Origin of the sequence: Flammeovirga sp. OC4 (assembly GCF_000812565.1) — a bacterium.
Taxonomy (GTDB): domain Bacteria; phylum Bacteroidota; class Bacteroidia; order Cytophagales; family Flammeovirgaceae; genus Flammeovirga.
Window position 1 is genome coordinate 37942 of the sequence record NZ_JTAM01000004.1, and the last position, 22496, is coordinate 60437.

17 protein-coding genes and 1 pseudogene are annotated in these 22496 nt (G+C 35.0%); 4 read left to right on the plus strand and 14 right to left on the minus strand.

From position 1 onward, the window contains the following. Nucleotides 1-106: 106 nt before the first annotated feature. Nucleotides 107-688: an AraC family transcriptional regulator gene (locus PL77_RS04435; protein WP_044202190.1), complete on the minus strand. Its 582-nt coding sequence runs from the start codon at nt 686-688 to the stop codon at nt 107-109. Nucleotides 689-833: 145 nt separating this feature from the next. Between PL77_RS04435 and PL77_RS04440 the strand changes: the two genes are divergently transcribed. Together PL77_RS04440 and PL77_RS04445 are read left to right on the plus strand one after the other, a co-directional pair. Further along, nucleotides 834-2114: a peptidase U32 family protein gene (locus PL77_RS04440; protein WP_253273962.1), complete on the plus strand. Its 1281-nt coding sequence runs from the start codon at nt 834-836 to the stop codon at nt 2112-2114. A 16-nt stretch (nt 2115-2130) separates the two neighbouring features. Next, a complete protein-coding gene (locus PL77_RS04445) occupies nt 2131-2364 on the plus strand; it encodes a ferredoxin (protein WP_044202192.1) in 234 nt (77 codons plus the stop codon). Nucleotides 2365-2831: 467 nt separating this feature from the next. On the opposite strand, the gene PL77_RS04450 is transcribed toward PL77_RS04445, so the two are convergent. From PL77_RS04450 to PL77_RS04505, 13 genes and pseudogenes are all read right to left on the minus strand, one after another. Beyond that, entirely contained in the window at nt 2832-3233 is a 402-nt protein-coding gene (locus PL77_RS04450; protein WP_044202194.1) for a hypothetical protein, read from the minus strand. Nucleotides 3234-3368: 135 nt separating this feature from the next. Next, nucleotides 3369-4586, minus strand: a complete 1218-nt coding sequence (locus PL77_RS04455; protein WP_044202195.1) for a DcaP family trimeric outer membrane transporter — start codon at nt 4584-4586, stop codon at nt 3369-3371. Between the two features lie 645 nt (nt 4587-5231). Further along, a pseudogene (locus tag PL77_RS32375) lies at nt 5232-6137 on the minus strand (amidohydrolase family protein). Then, nucleotides 6130-6276 carry a hypothetical protein gene (locus PL77_RS31700; protein ID WP_253273963.1) on the minus strand — a complete coding sequence of 49 codons (147 nt, stop codon included), beginning with the start codon at nt 6274-6276 and terminating at the stop codon, nt 6130-6132. Before PL77_RS31700 ends, PL77_RS32375 begins: the two are co-directional and overlap by 8 nt. Beyond that, nucleotides 6263-6550, minus strand: a complete 288-nt coding sequence (locus PL77_RS31990) for a hypothetical protein (RefSeq protein ID WP_052444165.1) — start codon at nt 6548-6550, stop codon at nt 6263-6265. Before PL77_RS31990 ends, PL77_RS31700 begins: the two co-directional genes overlap by 14 nt. 520 nt (nt 6551-7070) lie before the next feature. Further along, nucleotides 7071-8396 (minus strand): serine hydrolase, encoded by a 1326-nt coding sequence (locus PL77_RS04465; RefSeq protein ID WP_052444166.1) that lies wholly within the window; start codon nt 8394-8396, stop codon nt 7071-7073. A gap of 123 nt (nt 8397-8519) precedes the next feature. Then, nucleotides 8520-9170 (minus strand): trimeric intracellular cation channel family protein, encoded by a 651-nt coding sequence (locus PL77_RS04470; RefSeq protein WP_044202196.1) that lies wholly within the window; start codon nt 9168-9170, stop codon nt 8520-8522. A gap of 175 nt (nt 9171-9345) precedes the next feature. After that, nucleotides 9346-10746: a serine hydrolase gene (locus PL77_RS04475; protein ID WP_156152238.1), complete on the minus strand. Its 1401-nt coding sequence runs from the start codon at nt 10744-10746 to the stop codon at nt 9346-9348. Between the two features lie 535 nt (nt 10747-11281). After that, on the minus strand, nt 11282-12589 hold the full coding sequence (locus tag PL77_RS04480; protein ID WP_044202197.1) for a DcaP family trimeric outer membrane transporter: 1308 nt from the start codon (nt 12587-12589) through the stop codon (nt 11282-11284). Nucleotides 12590-12827: 238 nt separating this feature from the next. Further along, nucleotides 12828-13796, minus strand: a complete 969-nt coding sequence (locus PL77_RS04485; protein ID WP_044202198.1) for an AraC family transcriptional regulator — start codon at nt 13794-13796, stop codon at nt 12828-12830. 376 nt (nt 13797-14172) lie between these two features. Beyond that, a complete protein-coding gene (locus PL77_RS04495) occupies nt 14173-14967 on the minus strand; it encodes an acyl-CoA desaturase (RefSeq protein WP_044202200.1) in 795 nt (264 codons plus the stop codon). A 218-nt stretch (nt 14968-15185) separates the two neighbouring features. Further along, nucleotides 15186-18344 (minus strand): DUF2723 domain-containing protein, encoded by a 3159-nt coding sequence (locus PL77_RS04500; protein WP_044202202.1) that lies wholly within the window; start codon nt 18342-18344, stop codon nt 15186-15188. A 121-nt stretch (nt 18345-18465) separates the two neighbouring features. Then, nucleotides 18466-19095: an HAD family phosphatase gene (locus PL77_RS04505; protein WP_044202204.1), complete on the minus strand. Its 630-nt coding sequence runs from the start codon at nt 19093-19095 to the stop codon at nt 18466-18468. 64 nt (nt 19096-19159) lie between these two features. Between PL77_RS04505 and PL77_RS04510 the strand changes: the two genes are divergently transcribed. Both PL77_RS04510 and PL77_RS04515 read left to right on the plus strand, forming a co-directional pair. Next, nucleotides 19160-20770, plus strand: a complete 1611-nt coding sequence (locus PL77_RS04510) for a mechanosensitive ion channel family protein (protein ID WP_044202207.1) — start codon at nt 19160-19162, stop codon at nt 20768-20770. 105 nt (nt 20771-20875) lie between these two features. After that, nucleotides 20876-22495 carry a mechanosensitive ion channel family protein gene (locus tag PL77_RS04515; protein ID WP_044202209.1) on the plus strand — a complete coding sequence of 540 codons (1620 nt, stop codon included), beginning with the start codon at nt 20876-20878 and terminating at the stop codon, nt 22493-22495. Nucleotide 22496: the final 1 nt, after the last annotated feature.

Genomic DNA, 22496 nt, shown 5'->3' on the forward strand with positions numbered 1-22496 from the left:
AATAGAAAAAAACTAACCTTAAAAGCAATATTATTAGTTAGGTATTATAGATTAATGATTCAGTACAATACATAAGGTACGTAGCATTTTATTGATTAACAAACATTCACACCTTTTTACTTAAACAATTTCTAAGGTGTGTTGGGTTCATTTTTTTAAAAGAATTTGGAGTCATCCCTGTCGCTTGTTTGAATTTGCTTGACAAATACTGTGTACTGTTAAACCCAAGTAAATCAGCGATTTCCTTTACACTTAACTCATCATAAATCAAAAACTCTTTTACTTTTTCAATTTTCTGTTGATTAAGGTACTTTTCTATGGTCACTCCTTCAGTAGAAGAAAATAAATGACTAATAGTAGAATAATCTTTCTTTAGCTGTTCTTCTAATTCAGATGAAAAAGTCTTATTCCATTGTTGTTTTTCAAGGTTTTGAAACTTATCATGGATTAAATTTTTTACTTTTTCTACTAAAATTGTCTGTTTGTCGTCAAGAATTTCAAACCCGAGATTTTCTAAATCTTTTGTAACAATATCTCTTTGTTCTGGTTGTAAAGGAAGTTGTAAATAAGCGACACCTAGTTCAACACGGTCAACCATTACATCGTTTTGGTCCAAAATATTCCAAACAGCTTGTACACATCTTGGACAAACCATGTTTTTGATTCTTAGGGTCAATAGGTCTTTCATTTGTGAATAATTATTGATTTACGAATAGTTTTCCATACTATTACGTTGATTATCATAGGATAAAGGTAAGCTATTTTACGAAAAAAATTGATTAACGATGATTTTCGTCGTATTTTTGCAAACCGAATTTTAAAATAAACATAAAGTGGAGCATAAATTTAAAAAACCTGCAACAAAACGTCCAGTAGAATTAATGGCACCTGCAGGCGGATTTGACTCAATGATGGCCGCCATCCAAGGTGGTGCTGACTCTATATATTTTGGGGTAGAACAGCTCAATATGAGAGCTCGTGCCTCTATGAACTTCACTCTTGATGACCTTGAGGAAGTGGCTCGCATCTGTAATGAGAACGGCGTAAGATCTTATTTGACGCTTAACACAATTATCTATGAGCATGATTTATCAATTATGCGTAGAGTTGTTGATCGTGTAAAAGAGTCTGGTATTACTGCCATCATCGCTTCTGATCAAGCTGTTATTGCTTATGCATTCAGAATCGGTGTTGAAGTACATATCTCAACGCAAGTGAATATCACAAATGCGGAGACAGTACGTTTCTACTCTACATTTGCAGATGTAATGGTACTTTCAAGAGAACTTTCTATGGTTCAAATGAAGACCATCTGTGATACGATCAAAAACGAGAACATCACGGGTCCTTCAGGTGAATTGGTAGAAGTGGAAGTATTTGCACACGGTGCATTGTGTATGGCGGTTTCTGGTAAGTGTTACTTATCATTACATACACAAAACTCTTCTGCAAACAGAGGTGCTTGTGTTCAAAACTGTCGTAGAAAATATAAGGTAATCGATATCGAAGACGGTCACGAATTAGAAATCGACAATGAGTACATCATGTCGCCGGAAGATTTATGTACAATCGACTTCCTAGATCAATTATTGGACACTGGTGTGAAAGTATTGAAAATTGAAGGTCGTGGTAAAGGTCCTGAATACGTGAAGACTGTTGCTCAATGCTACAGAGAAGCAATTGACAGCTACTTCGAAGGTACTTACACAAAAGAGAAAGGTGAGCAGTGGAAAGAGCGTATGACTGAAGTTTACAACCGTGGATTCTGGGGTGGTTACTACCTTGGTCAAGAAATGGGTAAATGGACAGATCAACACGGTTCAAAAGCCAAAACTAGAAAAGTATTCTTGGGTAACGGTCGTCGTTATTTCAAAAATATTCAAGTGGCGGAATTCCAGCTAGAGACTCAAAAAGTAAAAGTAGGTGATAAACTTCTCATCACAGGTCCTACTACTGGTGTGGTAGAAACTGTAGTGGAAGAGCTTCACGTAAACGATGAAGGAAAGAAAGAAATGGCGGTAAAAGGCGATACGTTCAGTATCAAATTGGATACGCAGATTCGTCCTTCAGATAAATTGTATAAATTAGTGGATGCAGAAACTGTAGAAGCTTAATTCGTCAAAAACGATTATGAGTAAAATTACAATTACGCATCAACGAAATAAATGCATCGGATGTAACTACTGTGTGGAGTTTGCTCCCGACAGATGGGTGATGTCCAAAAGAGATGGGAAAGCTACTTTGGTAGGTGGAGTCAACAAAAAAGGCTTTTATACTACTAAGGTGAGTCCTATTGAACTAGATGAAAACGTAAAGGCGGCGGAAGCTTGCCCTGTCAAAATCATAAAAGTCAAAGAATTTTAATTAAGGATTTGACAAAATGTAAAGAGGTTGATACTTTGATGGTATCAACCTCTTTTTTATTCTCCATAATCTCACTGGTAACCTAAGTTTTCATCAACTTCCAATCAGCACTTCTACTTACCTTTTTTGATCTACTTTCAAGCTTCCTTCTTCTTCATTTTTCCATTGATGAAAAACGAAGCAAAAAATCTAGGCTTAGAAGTCAAAAGCTAAATTCCATTCCTCTCGCCTAAATGATTTTAAACTCGCTAAAGCTCAAACAAGAAAATCATTTTTAACGGCTCAATACATGAAATTCTTAACGCTTTTCCCTTCAATGCCGGGAATCGTACTACAAAACTAAAATGGTAGTCAATCCAATGGTGCGAATGCTAAACGATAGCATCATTCGTGTCCTGCAAATCATCAGAAATCTCCTGATTTCTAAAAACCACAAATAGCCGAAAACTTGCTTTACAATGTCCTTATTATTTTATAAATCGATTGGTTTCAAGTTGAAGCACACTCGCTTCAGAACCAAAATAATCTCTAATGTTTAAATGAATTTGATCTAATGGCTGTCCCAATTGTAATTCATTGAGAAGTTTCAAATCCTTTTTCTCCTTCTGATCAGAAACTGTTGCTTGTTCTAAACCCATCAAATCTTTTTTCAATAAATCTATTGATTCCATACTTCTCCAATCATTATGGTCGAATCCATTAATTGAATTAGAAAAACAAATATCTTTCACCAATTTAGATACATGATGATGACTTGTTTCTAAGGAAATTTCTTTGACTAATGTCTTATCTTTTGAAGGAAAAATACCTTGTGCATTGATATTGAAAATATTGACAGAAACTAACAATGAGAAGAATAGCTTTTTCATTTTTATGAGATAATTAGATTGAAAATTTATATTCTTTTGCTCTAAGAGCATGTTACAAATATCATTGTTCTCACTCTCAATTATTTACATAAAACTGTCAAGGATTTGTATATTCTTGTCTAAAGTCAATTGATATTAAAAATCAAACTTGGTCATAAACTGAAATCTGTTGGCTGTACCTAAATTGCCATTCACTGTTCTTTGTGAACCTCTCATGTATTCTATACCTGTTGAGAAATACTTCAATGGTTGCCAAACTAGGTTTACGTGACCAATCCCTCCTTTTCTCAATGCGAAAGGATCTCTTGCGTCTGGAATATCCGACAGCCATCCATAAGCATAAGAAAGGTTCGAAGACCATTTCTCATTCCAATGATGTGTATATCCTACTAAAGCTGAAAATGATTTCATGGCTACTAACTCTCCTTCTTGTGTTAATACTGCATTGGCATTACTTCCGATAAAGGCTAAAATATTTTCACCTGATCCTATTCCATAATTCAAATTAAAGGACACTGAATTTTTTCTATCAATTTGTTTTCTACCTCCAACGATCACATCTAGCTGAGGAGTTGAGGCATCTTTCCCTTCTGGTCCTCCCGTCCAATGCAATTGGGCTATACTTGAACCGAAAAATAGTTTCGTATCATTTTTATGGTAGACAAACTTGAGGGAAAATAAAGGCAATTGAGCTTGACCTATTCCATTTAGTGCCTCAGGATTTTCTATCCCCATATTAGATAAGTATTCAATACTGGCTCCGAACATCCAATTTTTATGAATATCTTTCTCATATCTTATTTGATTGGATCTTCCACCAAACAACGCATCGCCAGCGGCAAAATCAATAATAAAAGGCAGTGTTTCTAAGAACGTAAGGTTGGTCCATGTTTGCCCGAAAGTAAATCCACCTACTTTAATATAAGCATGTCTCATTCTAAACTGATTTCCCGTAGTAGAGAAGAAATCTCCTTCAAAAAACATCTGTACAGGCGTATTATTGACTTTACTTCTTACATCTAGGTTAAGCCTTGTTTCTTTAGAGAAAAAACTCACATAACCTGTACTTCCATAATCTGCCTCCCCTTGTACAGGAATGGTCGACATTAAAAATTGGGTTTTGTCTCTTGTACCATTGACATCATAGACAAAATCATTTTTCATATACCCCCCGATTTTCATTCTTACATTTCCTTTTCCGAACATAGGCCAGGACCCTATAAATGTAGAATCTTCAAGGGCTATTCCTTCTTTATCATTCTTTTTGGTGATTTGTTCAGAAATAAAACCTTGAGCAAATAAATCCCCTGCCACTAACAAGAAAGCAAGGATGAATAGTTGAATAGTTTTCATAAAATAGCATTCAAAATATTTTTTGGTATTAAGTTGAAGTGATTAAAAAAATGAAAATAGTATTGTTCACTCATCAAATCACTTTACAAAAGTATTGGGAATACCCTCCAATGATTTGCATGGTTTCATTTAAGAATTACACAAAAAGGTCAATTCGATTCCATTCAAGATAAGAATCAAATTCACCTCTGTTATTCTGTGAGTAATAGTTTAGATTTTGGTTTTCAACTTAACTTAATTCAAAAGATTTGAATGCTAACTGATCTTCTGATATTTCAAAATTAACTCATTCTTATTAGTATGATTTACAAGATATCGGCAAGCAGTTATGAATTATCGGCAACTAAGTACTATGACAAAAGTAATCGGACATTAATGGTATTAAGAAATCGGGAGATTTATGATGATCTGTTAGGACACGAATGACGCTGACGCTTAACATTCGCGCCAGTAGTATCTTTCCTAGCGCAAGAGTTAAGCGATAGCGTCTCTTGTGCTTTATAGATCTTTAGAAGTCTCTGACTTCTAGTAAAAACATCCCTTTTCTTCTTTCCTAGTACTTAAGCTTTTTCACAAAAAAAGAGGCATTACCTTATTACAAGACAATACCTCTGTAGAGTTGGTTTTAGCTTAAATGTAAAATGATTATTCCACTAAGTTCTTAAAGATCTTTCCGTCTTTCATGATCAAATGAAGGTTGTTTTCTGGGTCTTGAAGTATTTTCAAATCCTCAATTGGGTTACCGTCAATCAATAAAATATCAGCAAGTGCACCTTCTTCAATTACACCAATTTTACCAGGGCTGAAACGGTGAGACAATCCCAATAATTCACCTGATTTTGATGTGGCTTGTTGCAAAATTTCTGCATTTGTAAACCAGTCTTGTCTAAAGATAAACTCATCATTCAATGTGTCTATTTTTTTGGGATCGGTGATAATGTCTGTACCAAAAGTAATCTTATCAAAACCTATCTTCTTTGCCGCTTTAAACATATTGTCGATACCTGCATAAGCTTATCTGTGCTTGTTGGCTTGGTCCTTTGTGTAACCATGAGGAATGAATGTGTAAACACCAACTTGAGCAGATAACCATACATCATTATCTTTCATTAATTGTAAGGTAGGTTCGTCTACTAAATTTGCATGTTCAATACTTTTCACCCCACATTCAACTGCTCTTCTTATACCTTCATTATTATAAACGTGAGCCATCACGTAGGTCTGATAATCTGACGCTGCATTTACCGCTGCCTTGATTTCATCTTTTGTAAATTCAACTACATCTAACGGATCTGAATACGAACCAGTACCTCCACCTACGGCAATTTTAATTTGGGTAGCACCAAAACGCAATTGTTCTCTTGCTGCCTCTAATACTCTTGGTACTCCATTCACTACAGCCATATCGCCATACTCCACCAAAATATCATGATCATCACTTGCTACTGACGAATGATTCATATCCAAACAGTGATCGGCATGACCTCCTGATTGCGAGATCATAGCACCAGAAGGATAGATTCTAGGTCCCTCAATAATTCCTCTATCGATAGATTTTTTTTAAAGAAAATGTATTTCCAGCGGCATCTCTTACTGAAGTCCAACCACTATATAAATATTTCTTTGCTGTAGTTGTCGCAACATAAGCAAAGTACCTAGAATCTGAGGTTAAAAGTTCAGGTGCTGACATCTGAAACATTAAGTGTTCGTGTGTCCCGATAAAACCTGGAGTAAGGGTTCTTCCCCACAGCATCTATCACTTGTGTTCCTTTAGAGGGCTTTATTTTCTTATCAATTTTTTCAATTTTATTTCCCTTGACAAGTACAGACATATCCATCGCTAGAGTATCTGCAGTTCCATCAAATATATTGGCATGCTGGATTAATATTGTTTTTTCATCTTGTGCATAAATTTGAAAGATAGTTGAACAAAACAATAGTGTCATTAATAGAAATTTTTTCATTAGTATTTTGATTTAATATTTTAGATTGAATTATTATATCGCAAAATTACTAGGCCATACGGGGAGTTATTTACACAACATCGCAAGATATTTGCACAAAAAATTCAAACTGAAAAGAGGCTTCATTCTAATACAAATACTAGAATGAAAACCTCTTATGAGTACATATTTCAATGTTAAAATGAAATACTTAAATCACCACAACCTTATTTTATTTTACTTCTTTAAACAATCCTGAATCACACCATATCGCAAGTGTTAAGCCGATAGGCGCCACTTGTGATGACACTTTGGCGAAGTCTCCTGACTTCGAAATGAATGAATGTGTGGCTTTTATATTCGAAGTCGGGAGACTTCGCCAATAGAAAGTTCCAAGTGACGCTCACGCTTAACACTTGAAACATGGTAATTTTCTTTCCATAATCATAGTTTTGCAACAGCCTCGGCAAGTCATAATGCACAAAAAACGCCTCACCCCGAGGGGCAAGACGTTAAAAATTATAATTAATCGTTCTCTCAATTATTCAAACAATCCTGAATCAGCTACTTTACGCACAAAACGGTGTAAAGAGTGATCTTGAACGGCAGTTGACATATATACAATCACTAAGTCTTTAGATGGTGAAACATACAATCCTTGTGTTTGCATTCCACCTTTCCACATATCACCATCAGGCCATACTACATCCCACTGACGAGAATTTCCTGCGAAAGTTGGGTGACCTGCTTCTAACCAATCTGCGAATACAGGACCATCTTCACCCGCCATTAAAAACTCATGGCTTCTCATATCATTATGAATACGGTCTAACGTTTCTTGTGTCACCACTTGTTCTTCGGCAATTTTATCCCAGCTTGGTGTATAAAGCATTCCAAAACGTGCCATATCACGCATTCTACTGCCAATTACACCGTGTGCAAGTGCTACACCATCAACGGTAGTCTGTACCTGCAATGGACCTTCAACACCCATTTTTGACCATACTTTTTTATCAAATACTTGACTCCAACGTTCGCCTGTAACTGCTTCTACTAAGAATACCAATGCTTCTGTATGTGCCGAAGTATAAACAAATTTCTTCCCAGAACCTTCACCTGGCTGAGCGCTTGCCATTACATCAATAAATTTCTCCTTCTTTCCTTTATAAGGTTGATTAAATTCTGATAAATAATAACGGTGAGCAAAAGCTTCAGGATTCGCACGAGTTTCTGCTGTTTCATCTATATCAAGACCTGAGTCCATGTGTAAAATCTGATGGATAGTAACATGTTCCCAAGCAGTCCCCTTAAATTCTTTTACATAATGTGAAATAGGAAGACTATCATCTATTTTACCTTCATTGATTAATAACTCTACCAATAAACCGGCAGTTGGTTTTGCACAAGACATCCAAGCATGAGAATCAGAAGGTCGCATCCCTGGGTATGATTCATAAACCACTTTTCCTTTATGGATAACCAAATAACCTTGGGCTCTAAACTCTGGATCTGCCAGGAACTCATCTAGTGATTTTTTCCCTGAAAAGATGGTTTCAGCTTCAATCGCTCCAATTTCAGGTCTTATATTTTCTTCTAATTCCATTGTAGGAATTCTTCTTGGTACTATCGATGTTGGAAGAAATTCAGAAGTCTTCATTTGAAAATACAACGATTCATCTCCACCTTCTAGCCATGTATTGAATGAAGTTGAAATCGCATGTTCTGCATAGTCTTTTGGAAAACCATTGACCACCTCTTTTATAGGTGTCTTCTTTTTCTTTTCTATTTCATGAATGTTTTCTCCTTGGGCATGTACTTGTAACAAACTTGCACCTACTAACAATGATGATAATAATAGCTTTTTCATTTTGATTTAATATGTTTTTGATTGATTTATTCTGAGCCTTATTGCTCTTTGTTGATGTTACAAATGTCGTATGTTTCATCTCAAACTATTTACACAAAAGAATAAGCTATTGACACATTCTGATCAATTAGAGGAAATCCCCCTTTTTTGCGTTAGCATCCACTTTGGGACGTGTAATTTCCAATAAATAGCGGCAGCACGGATAAAGAAAGTGAGTGTAGCACACAATGTTCCCATCAATTTTACTTTCTCAGGAAGCACCTGAATCAATATTAAGTAAAGAATTACTCCAAAAGTCAAAGGCAGTGCATAAAGTTCCTTCTTCAATAAAAGCGTAGTATTCCCTGCCAATACATCTCTGGTAATACCTCCTCCAATCGCTGTAATCAAACCTAACAACACGGGTCCTACAGGCAATGCAAAGTCCAAAGCCAATGCTTTATCGGCTCCTTGAATCACAAACATTGCCACACCTATACCATCTAGATATAACATTAAAGAATATATATATTTTCTCGACATTAATTGATTACCATAAAAAGCAACAATACTCGATACGATAGCCACCCATATATAATTAAGGTCCGATGCCCAAAAAACAGGAACTCCTAAAATCATATCTCTAATGGTTCCACCCCCAACAGCGGTTACAATACCCATGACGATTGCTCCAAATAAATCAATTTGCTTGGGTAGCACTGCTAATACTGCCGTCACTGCAAATGCAACAGTCCCAAGCATACCTAGTGTATAATAAATATCTAAATTGTTCATAGTTTTTCTTGATGAGATTGATTGATATACAAAGATCAATTATTCATAAGGAGATTATTTGCAAGAAAAATGCATGTGGTTGTATGATTTGATTAAAATGATAAAAGCCCATCTGCATCAGTCCGTAGACCTCAACCGATGAGCTAATTACTATCCTATTTATTAAATCTATATTTTACTTACCTGCTAATTTTTTAGCGACAGCACGCATATATCCTGGGTTATGATCTGTTCTCTCATTTGGGCATAATGAAAATACAAATGCACAAAAGTCTCTTTCAGGATCTACATAAATGCCTTGGTGCATATTACCGTGTTTGAACATGGCACCATCAGCCCATAAGAGATCCCATTGTGCAGAGTTTCTTTCCCCAAGGTCACCTGTCCATTCTACACTGTAACCTTCCTCAGTACTGCCTTTGTAAGCCGCAGGGTCACCCAATGTTCTGATTCTTTTTAATATTTCTGGAGTAATTACTTGTTCATCTGAAACCACATTCCAACTAGGTGTATACATCATTGCATATTTTAAGGCATCCTCAATCGTAGTGTAAATTAAACCACCTGCACCTGCATTTCCGTCAGGTGATAAACCGACCATAAACGGGTTTTTCACACCTACTTTAGACCAAACTCTTTCATCAAATGCTTCTGTAAATGCATTGCCTGCTGCTCTTTGACTTGCTAAAACTAAAGCCTCGGTAATCGCTGTTGAATAACGGAAACGTTCTCCTGGTTTTTCATTTTCTAGTGGCTGAACGGCTTTCATTACTTCAATCCATTCACTTCCCTCTCCTTCAAAAGCTTTCGCAAAATATTGTTCGATCCAGCTATTAGGATCTTGAAAAGCCGCAGTAGTTTCTTCTAAGTCTAAGCCTGTCGCCATATTCAGCGCATTTTTTACTGAAACATTGTCCCATGCTGTTCCTGCTAACTCAGTCGCGTAATAGGTGATTGGTTTTTCAAGATCCATCTTACCTTCTTTTTCAAGTAAAATACAAAGCGTACCTACTGTTGTTTTTGAAGCAGACATCCAAACATGATAATCTTCTGGGTTCATACCAGGATAAGATTCATAAACCACTTTTCCTTTATGAGCCATAATGATTCCTTGTACTCTATTGTAATCATCAGCAAGGTATTGATCGAGTGTTACTGTTTCTTCTCCATCTCCTTGTGTAAAAGTGATGTTCCCTAAATCTTTATTGATCGTTCTTTCAAGATTGACCACTTCATGCGTTGGTGTAGCCATATCTACATTAAAGAACTCAGGAATATTCATATTGATATATACAGACTGATCGCCACCTGCTTGCCAATTTGCTGTACTGAAATTACGATGTGTTTCCTGTACAAATTCCAATGGGAAAGGTTCTTTGACTTTTGACATTGGAGTAGTGATTTCTGTAATTTTACTCACATATTTTTCTGTTTTTGGTACGTTTACTTCATGTTCTTCTTGGGCGTTTGAAGTTGTACAACCTGTATTTAACATCATACTGATAGGTAATAAAACGGATGAAAATTTAAGGATTTGTTTTTTAGCTGTTGAGAAACGTTTTGTTTGATTTTTCATTTTCTTATTGATTGATTTTGTAAAAACTTTTTCTTTGAGTTGATGATACAAATATCATAGTATTGAAATTGAATGATTTACAAGAAATGGGAATGTAGTTACAAGAAATCGGAAATCGTTTTCAATATCATTTTGTAGTGTAAACTAAATAGCCGTGACGATCTGCAAGTCTTTACTATTATACTTTCAAACTTTCTTCTTCTTCATTTTTGTCTTAACACAAAAACGAAGCAAAAAAGTCAAGGCTTAGAAGTCAAAAGCTAAATTTCATTACTCTCGCCTAAATGATTTTAAACTCGCTAAAGCTCAAACAAAAAAATCATTTTCAACGGCTCGTTTCATGAAATTTTTCACGCTTTTCCCTTCAAGGCCGAAGGGGATACTACCAAATTAAAATTGTAGTCTTTCCACTGTCTAGAATTTAAAATGATAGCGTCATTCGTGCCTAAAAGATCCCAGAAATCTCCTGATGTCTAAATGGTATAAACATTCGAAAATTAGTTTACATTACATTTATTTGTATCGACTATATTCTTTAAGGAATTCTGAACCTTGTCATAAACTGAAGACGATTCGCTTGCCCATATCTACCGTCTTTCACTACATGTACACCATGCATATACTCCACACCAAATGATACATTATCATAAGGCATCCACACTAAGTTTGCATGAAAAGTACCTCCTTGTTGGGTTGTTTCGTCCAGTTGATAATCCACTGTATTCAATTTGGCATAATAGGCCGCAACAGTTGTATTTAAACTTTTGGTCCAATAATGATTGTAACCAATATAAGCTTGATGGGCATTCAATAATTCCAGTTGATTATCTGAGATCACCCCATCACTTGGAGAAAACTCTAAGAATATTATTCTATGACCAGATCCTTTACCCGTAGAGGCGCCAAACATCAATGAATTACGGTGTTTTTGATCCAATACAAATCGTCCTGTTAGGTTAATACCATAGCCATACGCCTTCTTAGTGGGACCATATTGACCACCTTGCCAATGATGTTGGAACACATCAGCACCTAACTGCATGTGGGAGAATTTATTCACTTCCCATCTTACATTACCTGCAAAAGTGGGCATGGTTGAACGAGCGACACCATCTAACTCATAAGGGTTATCGATGCTACTTTTCGGGCCTTCCATACCTACTGTATAGGTCAAGTTCTTTGTGATTTTATCTGTCCAACGAATTTGAACCACACGGTCACCATAGGTGCCATCGCCACCACTAAAATCAATAATTCCTGGCAATGCACTCAAATCTGCATTAATAGACCAAGTTTGACCGGCAAGGATATTACCAAATACACCATAAGCATGACGTAAACGAGGTTGGCGAAATAAAGAAGGGTTGTCTTCGAAAAAGTCAAATTCGATAAAGATTTGAAGTGGCACCTCTTTACCCGATCGTGTTCCTTTTACTATTGTTCTAAAGTCAACATTGAATCGTGTCTCTTTTGCATGAAACATGGATTGACCTTTAAGGTATGAATCGGGAGTTCCTTTTATTGGAATTGTGGCACTTTCGAACTCATAAGCAGAACCTATATAATTGAAATCTTGGATGTAATCCATTTTCACATAACCACCAAACTTAATTCGTGATTTTGATCCAAAAATGGGAATGGAATTAGGAAAAGCATCATCGATTAATTCTTGTCCTACTAATTGTCTAGCGTTCATCTGTAATGGATTAATTGCACCTTTAACACCCACTAGATCTTCTTTCTTTTCTTGTGCTAGAGCTTGAAAAGAAAGTAAACAGCAATTGATAATAATAAAGTATTGAGACAAACGCCTCCACTTCATAAAACTTGTAATCTTATTCATTATAGAAATTGAAATAGTTTGAAAACAGTAATTTTTGAGTCAAAACGAATAGATGAATAAATACTCATTTCTATTACATTCCGATCACATTACAAAGATCAGTGACTATTTCATGAAAGATTTACAAGATTACGGCAAGCGTCTACAAGATATCGGCAAAACGGCTTGAGGGAAGAATTTTCAGGTAAGAGGGAAGAGATGGTTTGTGGTTTGTAATCTCACCTCTTCCCTCTTACCTCTACTGAAGTGTTCCTCTTATTGAGGATGGTGCGTAACCAAAATGTTTTTTGAAAGTTCTACTCAAATGCCCTACATGACTATATCCTAGATCATCGGCTATTTCGGTGAGACTTTTATCTGAATACTTTACTTGTCTGTAAGTTTCTTCGGTTCTATGTTGATTGAAGTATTGAAGAATGGGTAATTGATAAACAGCTTTGAAGTTTCTATTCAGTTTGGAAATACTCATTCCAAGTTCAAAGCTTAAATCGTTAAGGTTGGGAGGTTCAGTAAAGTTTGCTAATATTTTATCCTTAAGTAAAACCATACTACTAAAATCTTCGGGATGTATTTTAATATTAGATTTCGTCATTTGTCCCTTTTCCATTTTCTCTTTTAGAGCACCCAAAATATCTAACGCTCTAGCAAAAAAAGAAAACTTCCTTTTGGTTTTATTCGTGCTTGCTTTCACCAACTCGTTGACATATCCTTCTATTTTAGGAGTCAACGTAAAATAATGAAACCAATCTCCTTTCACACTTAGCAACTCCTTGAGTTTAGAGTTTCCATCTTCATCAAAAAAATCAAATGCTTCTAATGGAAAACGAATAGTAATCCACTGACAACTGATCTGAAATGGGTATTCTATATTAAATAATTGATTGGCATTATAAAGAAAAATACCATCATGATTAAACCTTCTAAATTTATCTTTTTTTGAATAGGCTCCCGAATAACCAATACGCAATATCACAAAGTTTCTATCCTTATTAGGAACATTAGAGTAAATGATCTGAGTATTGCTATTCATTTTTAAATGCCCTACATACATCTCATTCATATATTCAAAAGACGTAATTTGTAATTTCAGGTCATCATTGTCTATCATCATTTCAGTCCCATCCCAAGATCCATCAAAATCTTCTGCTATTCTCTGATAGCTATCATGCGGATGATCCTCATTGGATTTGATTGTGTATTTCTTCATTCAATAAAAGTAGTTGAGTCATTCTTCGGTTTTCAAGCTAATAAAATGAAATTATTGAGAAAAAATATTTTAGAAATTTATATCGTAGCTTATTCTGATTTTTTACAATATGACCATTTTGTGCAAATGTTTTACGAAATAATGTAATTCCATATATGTAAAAAATAAGACATTTGTAGCGTAACAAATAACAGAAAGTAAAGCATAATTAAGTCTTTTAGCATGTAAAGGTTAATTTTCATATCAATTTTATTAGGTATAAACTCTTTTAGTCTTTAAAAGCTCTAACTTCTCCTTTTGCAACGCAAAGGGAAAAAAAAGAGTCATCTTCTAAATAGAAGATGACTCTTTCGTTTTATATGAATTCAGATTTTAATTAACCTGCTACTGCTGTTTTCTTTCCTACAGTAGTTGTTTTTTTATCTGAGTTTTGCTTCAATTTTATTACTCCAACCTTATCTAATACAACAATGATAAGATAAGTAGGATCAATCTCATGCCAACGAATACCTCCAAAATTTGCTCTTGAACCTCTTGCGTGATGGTTGTTGTGATAAGACTCACCCATCATTAAAAAGTCAAAAGGTAAGAAGTTGGTCGATGTATCACTTACTTCAAAATTTCTATACCCATAAATATGTGCAAACCAATTGATAATAGCTCCATGAACAGGAGACATCAAAAAGTGAATTGGTAATAACAAAAAGATAAATGGTGATAAATCATATGTTGTGTAACAATAGATATATACAGCAGAATAAAATAATCCCCATCCTATTCTACTTACCCAGCTACTTGCGAACTTGTCAAATGAATGCCACTCTGGCACATTCTTCGTAAACTTAGGATCTACGACTACTCTACCTTTACAGATATCTGTGTAAATATTTTTCGTTTGCCACATCATAGCAAACAAAGTGGGAGAATACTTTGGAGAATGTGGATCCTCTTCAGTATCAGCAAAAGCGTGATGCATACGGTGCATAATTCCGTATCCATAAGCACTTAAATAATTTGATCCTTGAAAGATATAGGTTAAAACAAAGAATACTTTTTCAGTTGTTTTAGACATCGTAAACATGGCATGTGCCGCGTAACGATGCAGGAAAAAAGTTTGGAAGAACAGCGAACTGTACCAATGCAATATAAAAAATGCTATAATAATATACATATAGAAAGATAATTGAAGTCAAAATAAGTTACCCAATCTGCACCTAAAACAATTCATGTAAATGATTTGTGACAGATTTATCAAATATTTTCTAATCATCAACACAAATCACTGAAATTCAAACAAATAAAAATCCACACCTATAAAAATAAGTGTGGATTTTTTTAAAATACCTGCAAATGAATTGATCAATTGCATTTTATTAAGGATAATGGAAACTATCTCGTTCCCATCATATTTTCATACGCTGAACTAAATGCCTCTCTTGACTGAATTGCATCTGCTTGGAAAATTTGCTGCAATTCTTTCAACTGTTCCGTTGAAAGATTTTTATAGAACAACTCTGAAGTAACATGTTCTGAATAAGATGGAACTTCATTGATGACTTGTCCAGTTAATGGATCCACCTCTTCTTTTTCACGTTCACTCAACCTAGCATTTACTAATTTTAAGTTCGATTCAAAAATCTGAGCCAACTGCTGTAAGACAATCAAGCTTCTACGGGCAACACTTTCAGTGCCTTTGCCTGTATTTGCATAGTAGTTTACATTTTCTTGACTTCTTCTTACAAGAATATCAAAGATTTCATTTGCCTCTTTTGTGGCTCCCAATTTATAGTATAGCTCCATATATTTAGGAGAGTAGAAGCTGTAAGGAATTGTTGTATCAGGAATCATTGAAAGAATCCAGTCTAGCTTCTCTTTCGAAAGCTTCAACTTCGCGTCATCTTCTTTCGCTAAACCATCAACATACAATTTTTCAGAAAGTCTGTAAATATTATTACGAGTATTGGCTCCAAATTTTCTGTATTCATCATCGTAATAAACCTTCTCATCTTGCATACCTCTAAAAGCAAACTTCTCAATGTTTTTCAACATCACCTCTGTATTTACTTCACCCACTTCACCAAATGTATTGGCTTGGATAGGAAGTAATCTATACGTCATACCTTCCAAGAATAAGTAACTTCTTAGATCCATATTGATCGTATTAGCAGATGTGTTATTGAAATAAATTGGACGTTCCCAATTGTTGGTTGCGATTAAGTCCAATAATGCCAATTCGTTTTTGAAGATATACGTCTTATCATTCTTTAATCTCCAAGCCATTTTAGGTTTGATTCTACCTTCCATGCCTTTTGGAATGATACCACTCTTTACTACTGCTGCACTATCTACATCCAAAATAAAGATTCTTGAAAGTAATTTCGCCGTAGTTTGACCACCTTGTAATCCTACTTGTGTTACAGGGTTATTCGCTTCTACAGAGGCTAAGTAAGCTTTAAGATTTACTCCATTTTGAGCTCTTTCGTCTTCTACTAATGGAATGTAATCGTTTTTACCTTCTCTGTAATTATGACTACTGATCGATAATGGAAGTGGCTCAGACTCATATTGCTTTTGCTTCATCTGATCCAAATACCATCCCGTACTGAAGTAACTTAATACAGCTACACGAACATCAGTTCTAAATTCTTCCACATTTTGAACATACCAAAGCGGGAATGTATCGTTATCTCCACCTGTAAATAAAATGGCATTCGGTGCACAACTTGCTAAAGTATTTCTTGCTTGGTCTACCGAATGGAACCTATTCGAACGATTATGTCCTGCCCATCCATTTGCACCCATCAATACTGGCACAACCATACTCAATGCAATACCGACTACTGCTCCGTTTTTACCCATTTTTTCAGAGAAAAACTCAGCCAATGCCAATGCACCAAAGCCAATCCAGATAGCAAAGGCATAGAAGGAGGCCGCATAAATATAGTCACGCTCTCTTGGTTCTACAGGAGGTGAGTTCAGGTAAACTACTAAAGCCACACCCAACGTCAGGAACATAATCATTACAACCCAAAAGTTTTTCTGGTCACGCTTGTAATGGAAGAATACTCCTAATAAACCTAATATTAATGGCAAGAAATAGAAGTTTGTTCTTGCTTTATTCTCTGCTAACAACTCAGGAAGTTCATCTAAATCATCCCAAGGTTTTAAATAACCGGCATCTTTTTCATCACTTTCTCTACCTGCAAAGTTCCACATGAAATAACGTAAGTACATGTGGCCAATTTGGTAGCGGATGAAATAATAAATATTGTTACCAAACGTAGGTTTTTGTCCTGATTCTATCCCTGCCCACTCTCTATACAATTGTGGATGAGGACCCGTTTTAGAATATAAACGAGGGAACAGCATCATATCTTTTGATGCATATTCTGCTTTCGTTTTGTGATCATATACTTCATAATAGTCTTTTCCATTACGAGTAGCTTCACGGTATTTATCACCATCTTCTTTTGTTCCTACGTGCTGTGCATCATAAGTTGGACCGTATAAAAGAGGACGATCACCATATTGCTCACGTTTCAAGTAAGACACATATCCTAGAAGATCATCAGGAGCATTTTCATTAATAGGTGTGTGCTGATTTGAACGAACTAATACCAATGTGTAACTCATGTAACCTACCAGGATAAATGCTACACCTAATAATACGTTGTTCAACGTCACCATTGCCTTTTGCTGAGTGAAGTAAATTCCGTACACCAAACTTGCTACTAATGCAAATGAGAAGAATAAACCACCTGTTCCGAACGATGTTCCGAATGTGTTTACAAATATCTTATCAAATACAAATGCGATAGAAGGAAGACCAGGGATCACAATAATGATTACTCCCAAGATGATGGCACCACCAATACCCATTGCTATAATTGTCCCTTTTAATGTGATATTATTAGGATACTTTTTATAGTAATAGATCATGGCTAATGCTGGTAAACAAAGTAAGTTTTCCAGATGGACACCAATTGATAAACCAATAATATAAGCAATCATAATCAGCCATCTATTGGATGCTGAATGATCTTCGATATATTCCCATTTTAAAATTGCCCAGAATACCAATGCTGTAATCGCTGAAGACATTGCATAAACCTCTGCTTCTACAGCTGAGAACCAAAAAGTATCTGAGAAAGTATAAGCTAATGCTCCTACTGCTGAAGAGCCAAATAATAAAATCTTATCTTTTAAACCATATCCTTCTTTTGAAGGTTTGATGATTTTCATACCTAACATGACAATCGTCCAATACAGGAACAAGATTGTTAGTGCACTCATAAATGCCGATTGGAAGTTAATCCACCAAGCTACTTTAAGTACATCACCAAAAGCTAGGAAAGAAAAAAGTCTATTAATTAATAAGAAAAATGGTGCTCCCGGAGGGTGCGGAACCATCAGTTTGTATGATACGGCAATGAATTCACCACAGTCCCAAAAACTGGCGGTTTCTTCCATTGATATAGTGTAGACGGCAAGCGATATTAAAAAAAGTGCCCACCCCACTAGATTGTTGATTCTCTTAAACTCGTTCATTTCGTTATGTTTTCCAATTGGCGAAATTAGGGTAAAATCTTTCTTATAGAATGAAAAGATTTAGTAACCGACTTTATTTCACCAATTATTGGTCTAGTTTTATATTTTTTAACATTAATTATTAATAAATACCTTCTGACTTCAAAAATCCAATAACATTTAGGTCTTCCAAATGATGAGCATGTAACCCTGCTTGTTTTGCACCTTCCACATGTTGAATAGAATCATCAATAAAAAGCGTAGTAGCCTTGTCTAAATTGTTTTTCGCTACGACAGTTTCAAAAATACTCGGATGAGGTTTTCGATCTCCCATTTCAAAAGAGTAGTAAGCTTTTTCAAAAAGCTGCTTAAAATCTCCAAAATCATCTCCCAACGTGTTAGTTACAATCTGGTTAAAAGCATCAATGTGAATTTCATTTGTATTAGAAAGTAAGAATATTCTGTACTTCTCTTTTAATTCCTTCAGCATCTCAATCCTTTCAACTGGCAAGTCTAATAACATTGCATTCCAAGCCAAATCAATTTGCTCGTCAGTAATCGGCTCATCCAATAACTCTCTAATTCCCAAACGAAATTCCTGAGATGTAATATTTCCTTTTTCATAATCGTCGAACAATGATGTTTGCTGTTTTTTAGTATAGAAGGGTTCGACTGGTTTATTTAAAATTTCAGCGAATTTTTCTAAAGTATTTTCGTATCTTAAGTTGAGAATAACACCTCCTAAGTCAAAAATTATTGCTTTGTATTCCATTTGTTGTTGTCTAAAAAACTAAGTCAATTTAAAAATCCAATCAATATACTATTGTTTCTTAAAAATGAGTAAAATATTATTACCCTTATTATTAATAATTTTAATCTTCCCCTCCACACCTCTTTTTGCACAAGAAGAGGAAGAAGAAATACGCCTAGAAAGTTACCCTAACGATCGTGACTTCTATAGTTTTTTTATCTATGATTCTGTAGAATATTCTCAAAGTACTCCCTACCACGCTTTACATACACATCTTGATTTTTTGGATGAACAAAATTACCATCCTAAAACCGCTGCAAGAGTGATTCCGACTAGTGTGGGGAACCTTGATACACGTGTAGAGTTAGCAGAAGAGTTAAAATTGATTTATGCCGGAAAGGGAATTTATTTAAATCAATTGGACCTCCCACTACAGAAAGATTATGTAGAAAAAAACACAGGTAAAAAAAGGTTTATTATCCATGAGAAACTTCCCGAAATTTACCTCATTAAAGTTGGAGAAAGGTGGAGGTATTCAAGTTATTCGGCACTTAAGATCAATGAAATATTTAAAGAAACATTCCCCCCTTACTCTAGGGACATCATTAAGTTTGTTTCAAAAATTGAAAAAGGGAATCAGTATATTTTAGGACTTAAACTTTGGCAATGGGGTGCTTTACTGATCATTAATGCCCTAATGTATATTGTATATTTCATTGTAATTAGAGTGCTCGCTTTCTTGATTAAGCAATTTTTCTCAAAAGCAGGAAACCAATATTTTATCAGTACCGTAATTTTGAAGTTTAAAAGACCTATTACGATTGCGTTTCTTGACTTCTTATTTTACATGCTGATCCCATTATTGCTGCTGGATAGTACAATTGCATTTGGGTTAACCGTACTCTGTAAAATCATCTTTGGGTTTACATTAATCGTACTCATTTTTAGAACTGCGGATGTAATCGTCCTAAAAGTCATGGCCCCAAGCCCTCGAAAAAAGAGATGGAATATTGATGAGCATCTTACTCCAGTATTACGGTCTTCATTGAGAATTGTCGCTCTCATGGTTGGGTTTCTTTTGTTCTTAAAGATATTAGGGTATAACATCAACAACATTGTTACAGGAATTTCTTTCGGTGGTTTGATTATCGCCTTTGCTGCTCAAGATACCGTCAAAAACTTTATTGGCTCTATCATGCTTTTCACAGATAAACCATTTTCTGTTGGAGATTCAATAGTTGTCAAAGGGCAATCAGGAATCGTTGAAGAAATTGGTTTCCGTACCACCAAAATCAGAACATTCAATAATTCATTAGTAAGTCTACCCAATAATATAGCGGCAGACAATGAAGTAGACAATTTAGGCAAAAGAGCCTACAGAAGATTTAAAACGATGTTGAGTTTGGAATACGGAACAGATCGCAACAATGTTAAAGCATTTATTGAGGGCATTAGAAAAGCCATAGACGAACATCCTACCACAAGAAAAGAAGGTTATCAAGTTAGGCTTTATCAATTTGCGCCAAGTTCTATAGACATTCTTCTCAATGTTTTTTTTGAAACAGATGACTACAATATTGAGTTACAATCAAGAGAAGAATTAATGTTTACCATTATGGAAGTTGCGGATGAAACTAAGGTCAAATTTGCATTCCCAACTCAAACCATTCATTTGAATAATGAGGAAAAAGAATAGTAAATATCAATTGAAGTTTTATAATTTTACCCTCTAAGGAAAGTAAGTCAACCTTGCTATTGTTATATCAGGAAAATACCTACAAACTGTCTTTATTAAATGACAATGCGTTTATTTTTAATTCTAGTTCTTTTTTCAACTACAATCATCACAGCCATTGGTCAGGATGACGATAATGATGAAATATCAAGTTACCCTAATGATCATGTATTTTATAATTTCAAAGAGTTGAGTGGTGTGGAGTACTCATTAAGTTCTCCCTATCATACTATGCACACCCATTTAGAAAACCTTGAAGATGATAATTACCACGAAAATGTTTCGGCTCAAGCTTTTTCTCAGGAGCATTTTTCATTAAAAGAAAGAAAAAAACTAGCTGTCGAATTAAAATTAATCTACACTCAAAAAAGCATTTATCTTAACTCTCAAGACCTACCTTTAGAGAAAAATTACATTGATCCAAAAAGTAGAACAAAACGTTATAGTATTAGCCCAAGACTTCCAAATATTTACCTAGAAAAACAAAAAAATGGACAATGGAAATACTCGGTTTACTCTACGAATCAGATTCATGAATTATTTACTGAAACGTATCCTTCTTTTGCCAGAGAACTAGTGGTTTATACTTCATCCTTACAACAAAGTAAAGGACGTATTTTTGGTATAAAACTTTGGCAATGGATCACAATTTCAGGCGTTCTTTTGGTGAGTTATCTTTTTTATGTCCTTAGCTTTTGGTTCACCAAACAAATTCTCCAAAGGATATTATTAAAGTTCAAAAAAGAACAGTTTGCTAAGATTGTATTACCAAAACTAAGAAGGCCCATTGCTGTTGCTCTTCTCATGATAATATGGTATTACATTACTCCTTTTTTGTTGTTACCAAGTGATGTTGCTTATGTACTTACGATATTCATAAAAGCAATTTTCAGCTTTTACTTGACAATTTTATTTGTCCATGCTGCTGACTTATTGGTCATAAGGATAGGTTACTTTTCGAATAAAACGAAAGCCGTTGATGCCAATTTATTACCTATTCTAAGGGTTATCTTCAGAATTATTGCCCTTGCATTAGGTATTTTGGCCACTTTGTATTCTTATGGATTTGATATAACCCATCTGATCACAGGTATTTCTTTTGGTGGTGTTGCTTTAGCATTTGCTGCACAAGATACCATTAAGAATTTCATTGGTTCAGTAATGCTTTTTACTGACAAACCATTTGAAGTAGGTGATTGGATCGTTGTAAAAGGACAAGAAGGCATTGTGGAAGAAATCGGTTTTAGAACTACTCGCATTAGAACTTTTGCTAACTCTCTTGTCAACATTCCAAACGGGTCAATGTCAGACAGTGACATTGATAATTTAGGAAAAAGGCAGTATCGAAGATTTAAAACATATCTAACTATACCTTATGGAACACCTACGGAAAAAATAGAAATGTTTATCAAAGCCGTAAAAAAAGCTGTCGAAGACCATCCTACCACAAGAAAAGACTTCTATGAGGTACGATTAAACAACTTTGGTGCTAGTGCTTTGGAAATATTGTTGTATATTTTCTTTGAATGTAGGGATTGGAGTGAAGAACTTCAATCTCGTGAATACATCATGTTGAAGATTTTGCGTATATCAGAAAGTATGGGAATTGAATTTGCATTCCCTACGCAAACGATACACATTGCAAAAGATGACAATGATGAAGCAGACGCAACTGAGATAGATTAAA

What these genes read in the sequence shown, in the direction of transcription:
- PL77_RS04485 (WP_044202198.1), bottom strand. Translation starts at nt 13,796, where the DNA reads ATGAAGAAATACACAATCAAATCCAATGAGGATCATCCGCATGATAGC.
- PL77_RS04515 (WP_044202209.1), top strand. Translation starts at nt 20,876, where the DNA reads ATGCGTTTATTTTTAATTCTAGTTCTTTTTTCAACTACAATCATCACA.
- PL77_RS04435 (WP_044202190.1), bottom strand. Translation starts at nt 688, where the DNA reads ATGAAAGACCTATTGACCCTAAGAATCAAAAACATGGTTTGTCCAAGA.
- PL77_RS04505 (WP_044202204.1), bottom strand. Translation starts at nt 19,095, where the DNA reads ATGGAATACAAAGCAATAATTTTTGACTTAGGAGGTGTTATTCTCAAC.
- PL77_RS04445 (WP_044202192.1), top strand. Translation starts at nt 2,131, where the DNA reads ATGAGTAAAATTACAATTACGCATCAACGAAATAAATGCATCGGATGT.
- PL77_RS04480 (WP_044202197.1), bottom strand. Translation starts at nt 12,589, where the DNA reads ATGAATAAGATTACAAGTTTTATGAAGTGGAGGCGTTTGTCTCAATAC.
- PL77_RS04475 (WP_156152238.1), bottom strand. Translation starts at nt 10,746, where the DNA reads ATGAAAAATCAAACAAAACGTTTCTCAACAGCTAAAAAACAAATCCTT.
- PL77_RS31990 (WP_052444165.1), bottom strand. Translation starts at nt 6,550, where the DNA reads ATGAAAAAATTTCTATTAATGACACTATTGTTTTGTTCAACTATCTTT.
- PL77_RS04455 (WP_044202195.1), bottom strand. Translation starts at nt 4,586, where the DNA reads ATGAAAACTATTCAACTATTCATCCTTGCTTTCTTGTTAGTGGCAGGG.
- PL77_RS04465 (WP_052444166.1), bottom strand. Translation starts at nt 8,396, where the DNA reads ATGAAAAAGCTATTATTATCATCATTGTTAGTAGGTGCAAGTTTGTTA.
- PL77_RS31700 (WP_253273963.1), bottom strand. Translation starts at nt 6,276, where the DNA reads ATGTCAGCACCTGAACTTTTAACCTCAGATTCTAGGTACTTTGCTTAT.
- PL77_RS04470 (WP_044202196.1), bottom strand. Translation starts at nt 9,170, where the DNA reads ATGAACAATTTAGATATTTATTATACACTAGGTATGCTTGGGACTGTT.
- PL77_RS04500 (WP_044202202.1), bottom strand. Translation starts at nt 18,344, where the DNA reads ATGAACGAGTTTAAGAGAATCAACAATCTAGTGGGGTGGGCACTTTTT.
- PL77_RS04495 (WP_044202200.1), bottom strand. Translation starts at nt 14,967, where the DNA reads ATGTATATTATTATAGCATTTTTTATATTGCATTGGTACAGTTCGCTG.
- PL77_RS04450 (WP_044202194.1), bottom strand. Translation starts at nt 3,233, where the DNA reads ATGAAAAAGCTATTCTTCTCATTGTTAGTTTCTGTCAATATTTTCAAT.
- PL77_RS04510 (WP_044202207.1), top strand. Translation starts at nt 19,160, where the DNA reads ATGAGTAAAATATTATTACCCTTATTATTAATAATTTTAATCTTCCCC.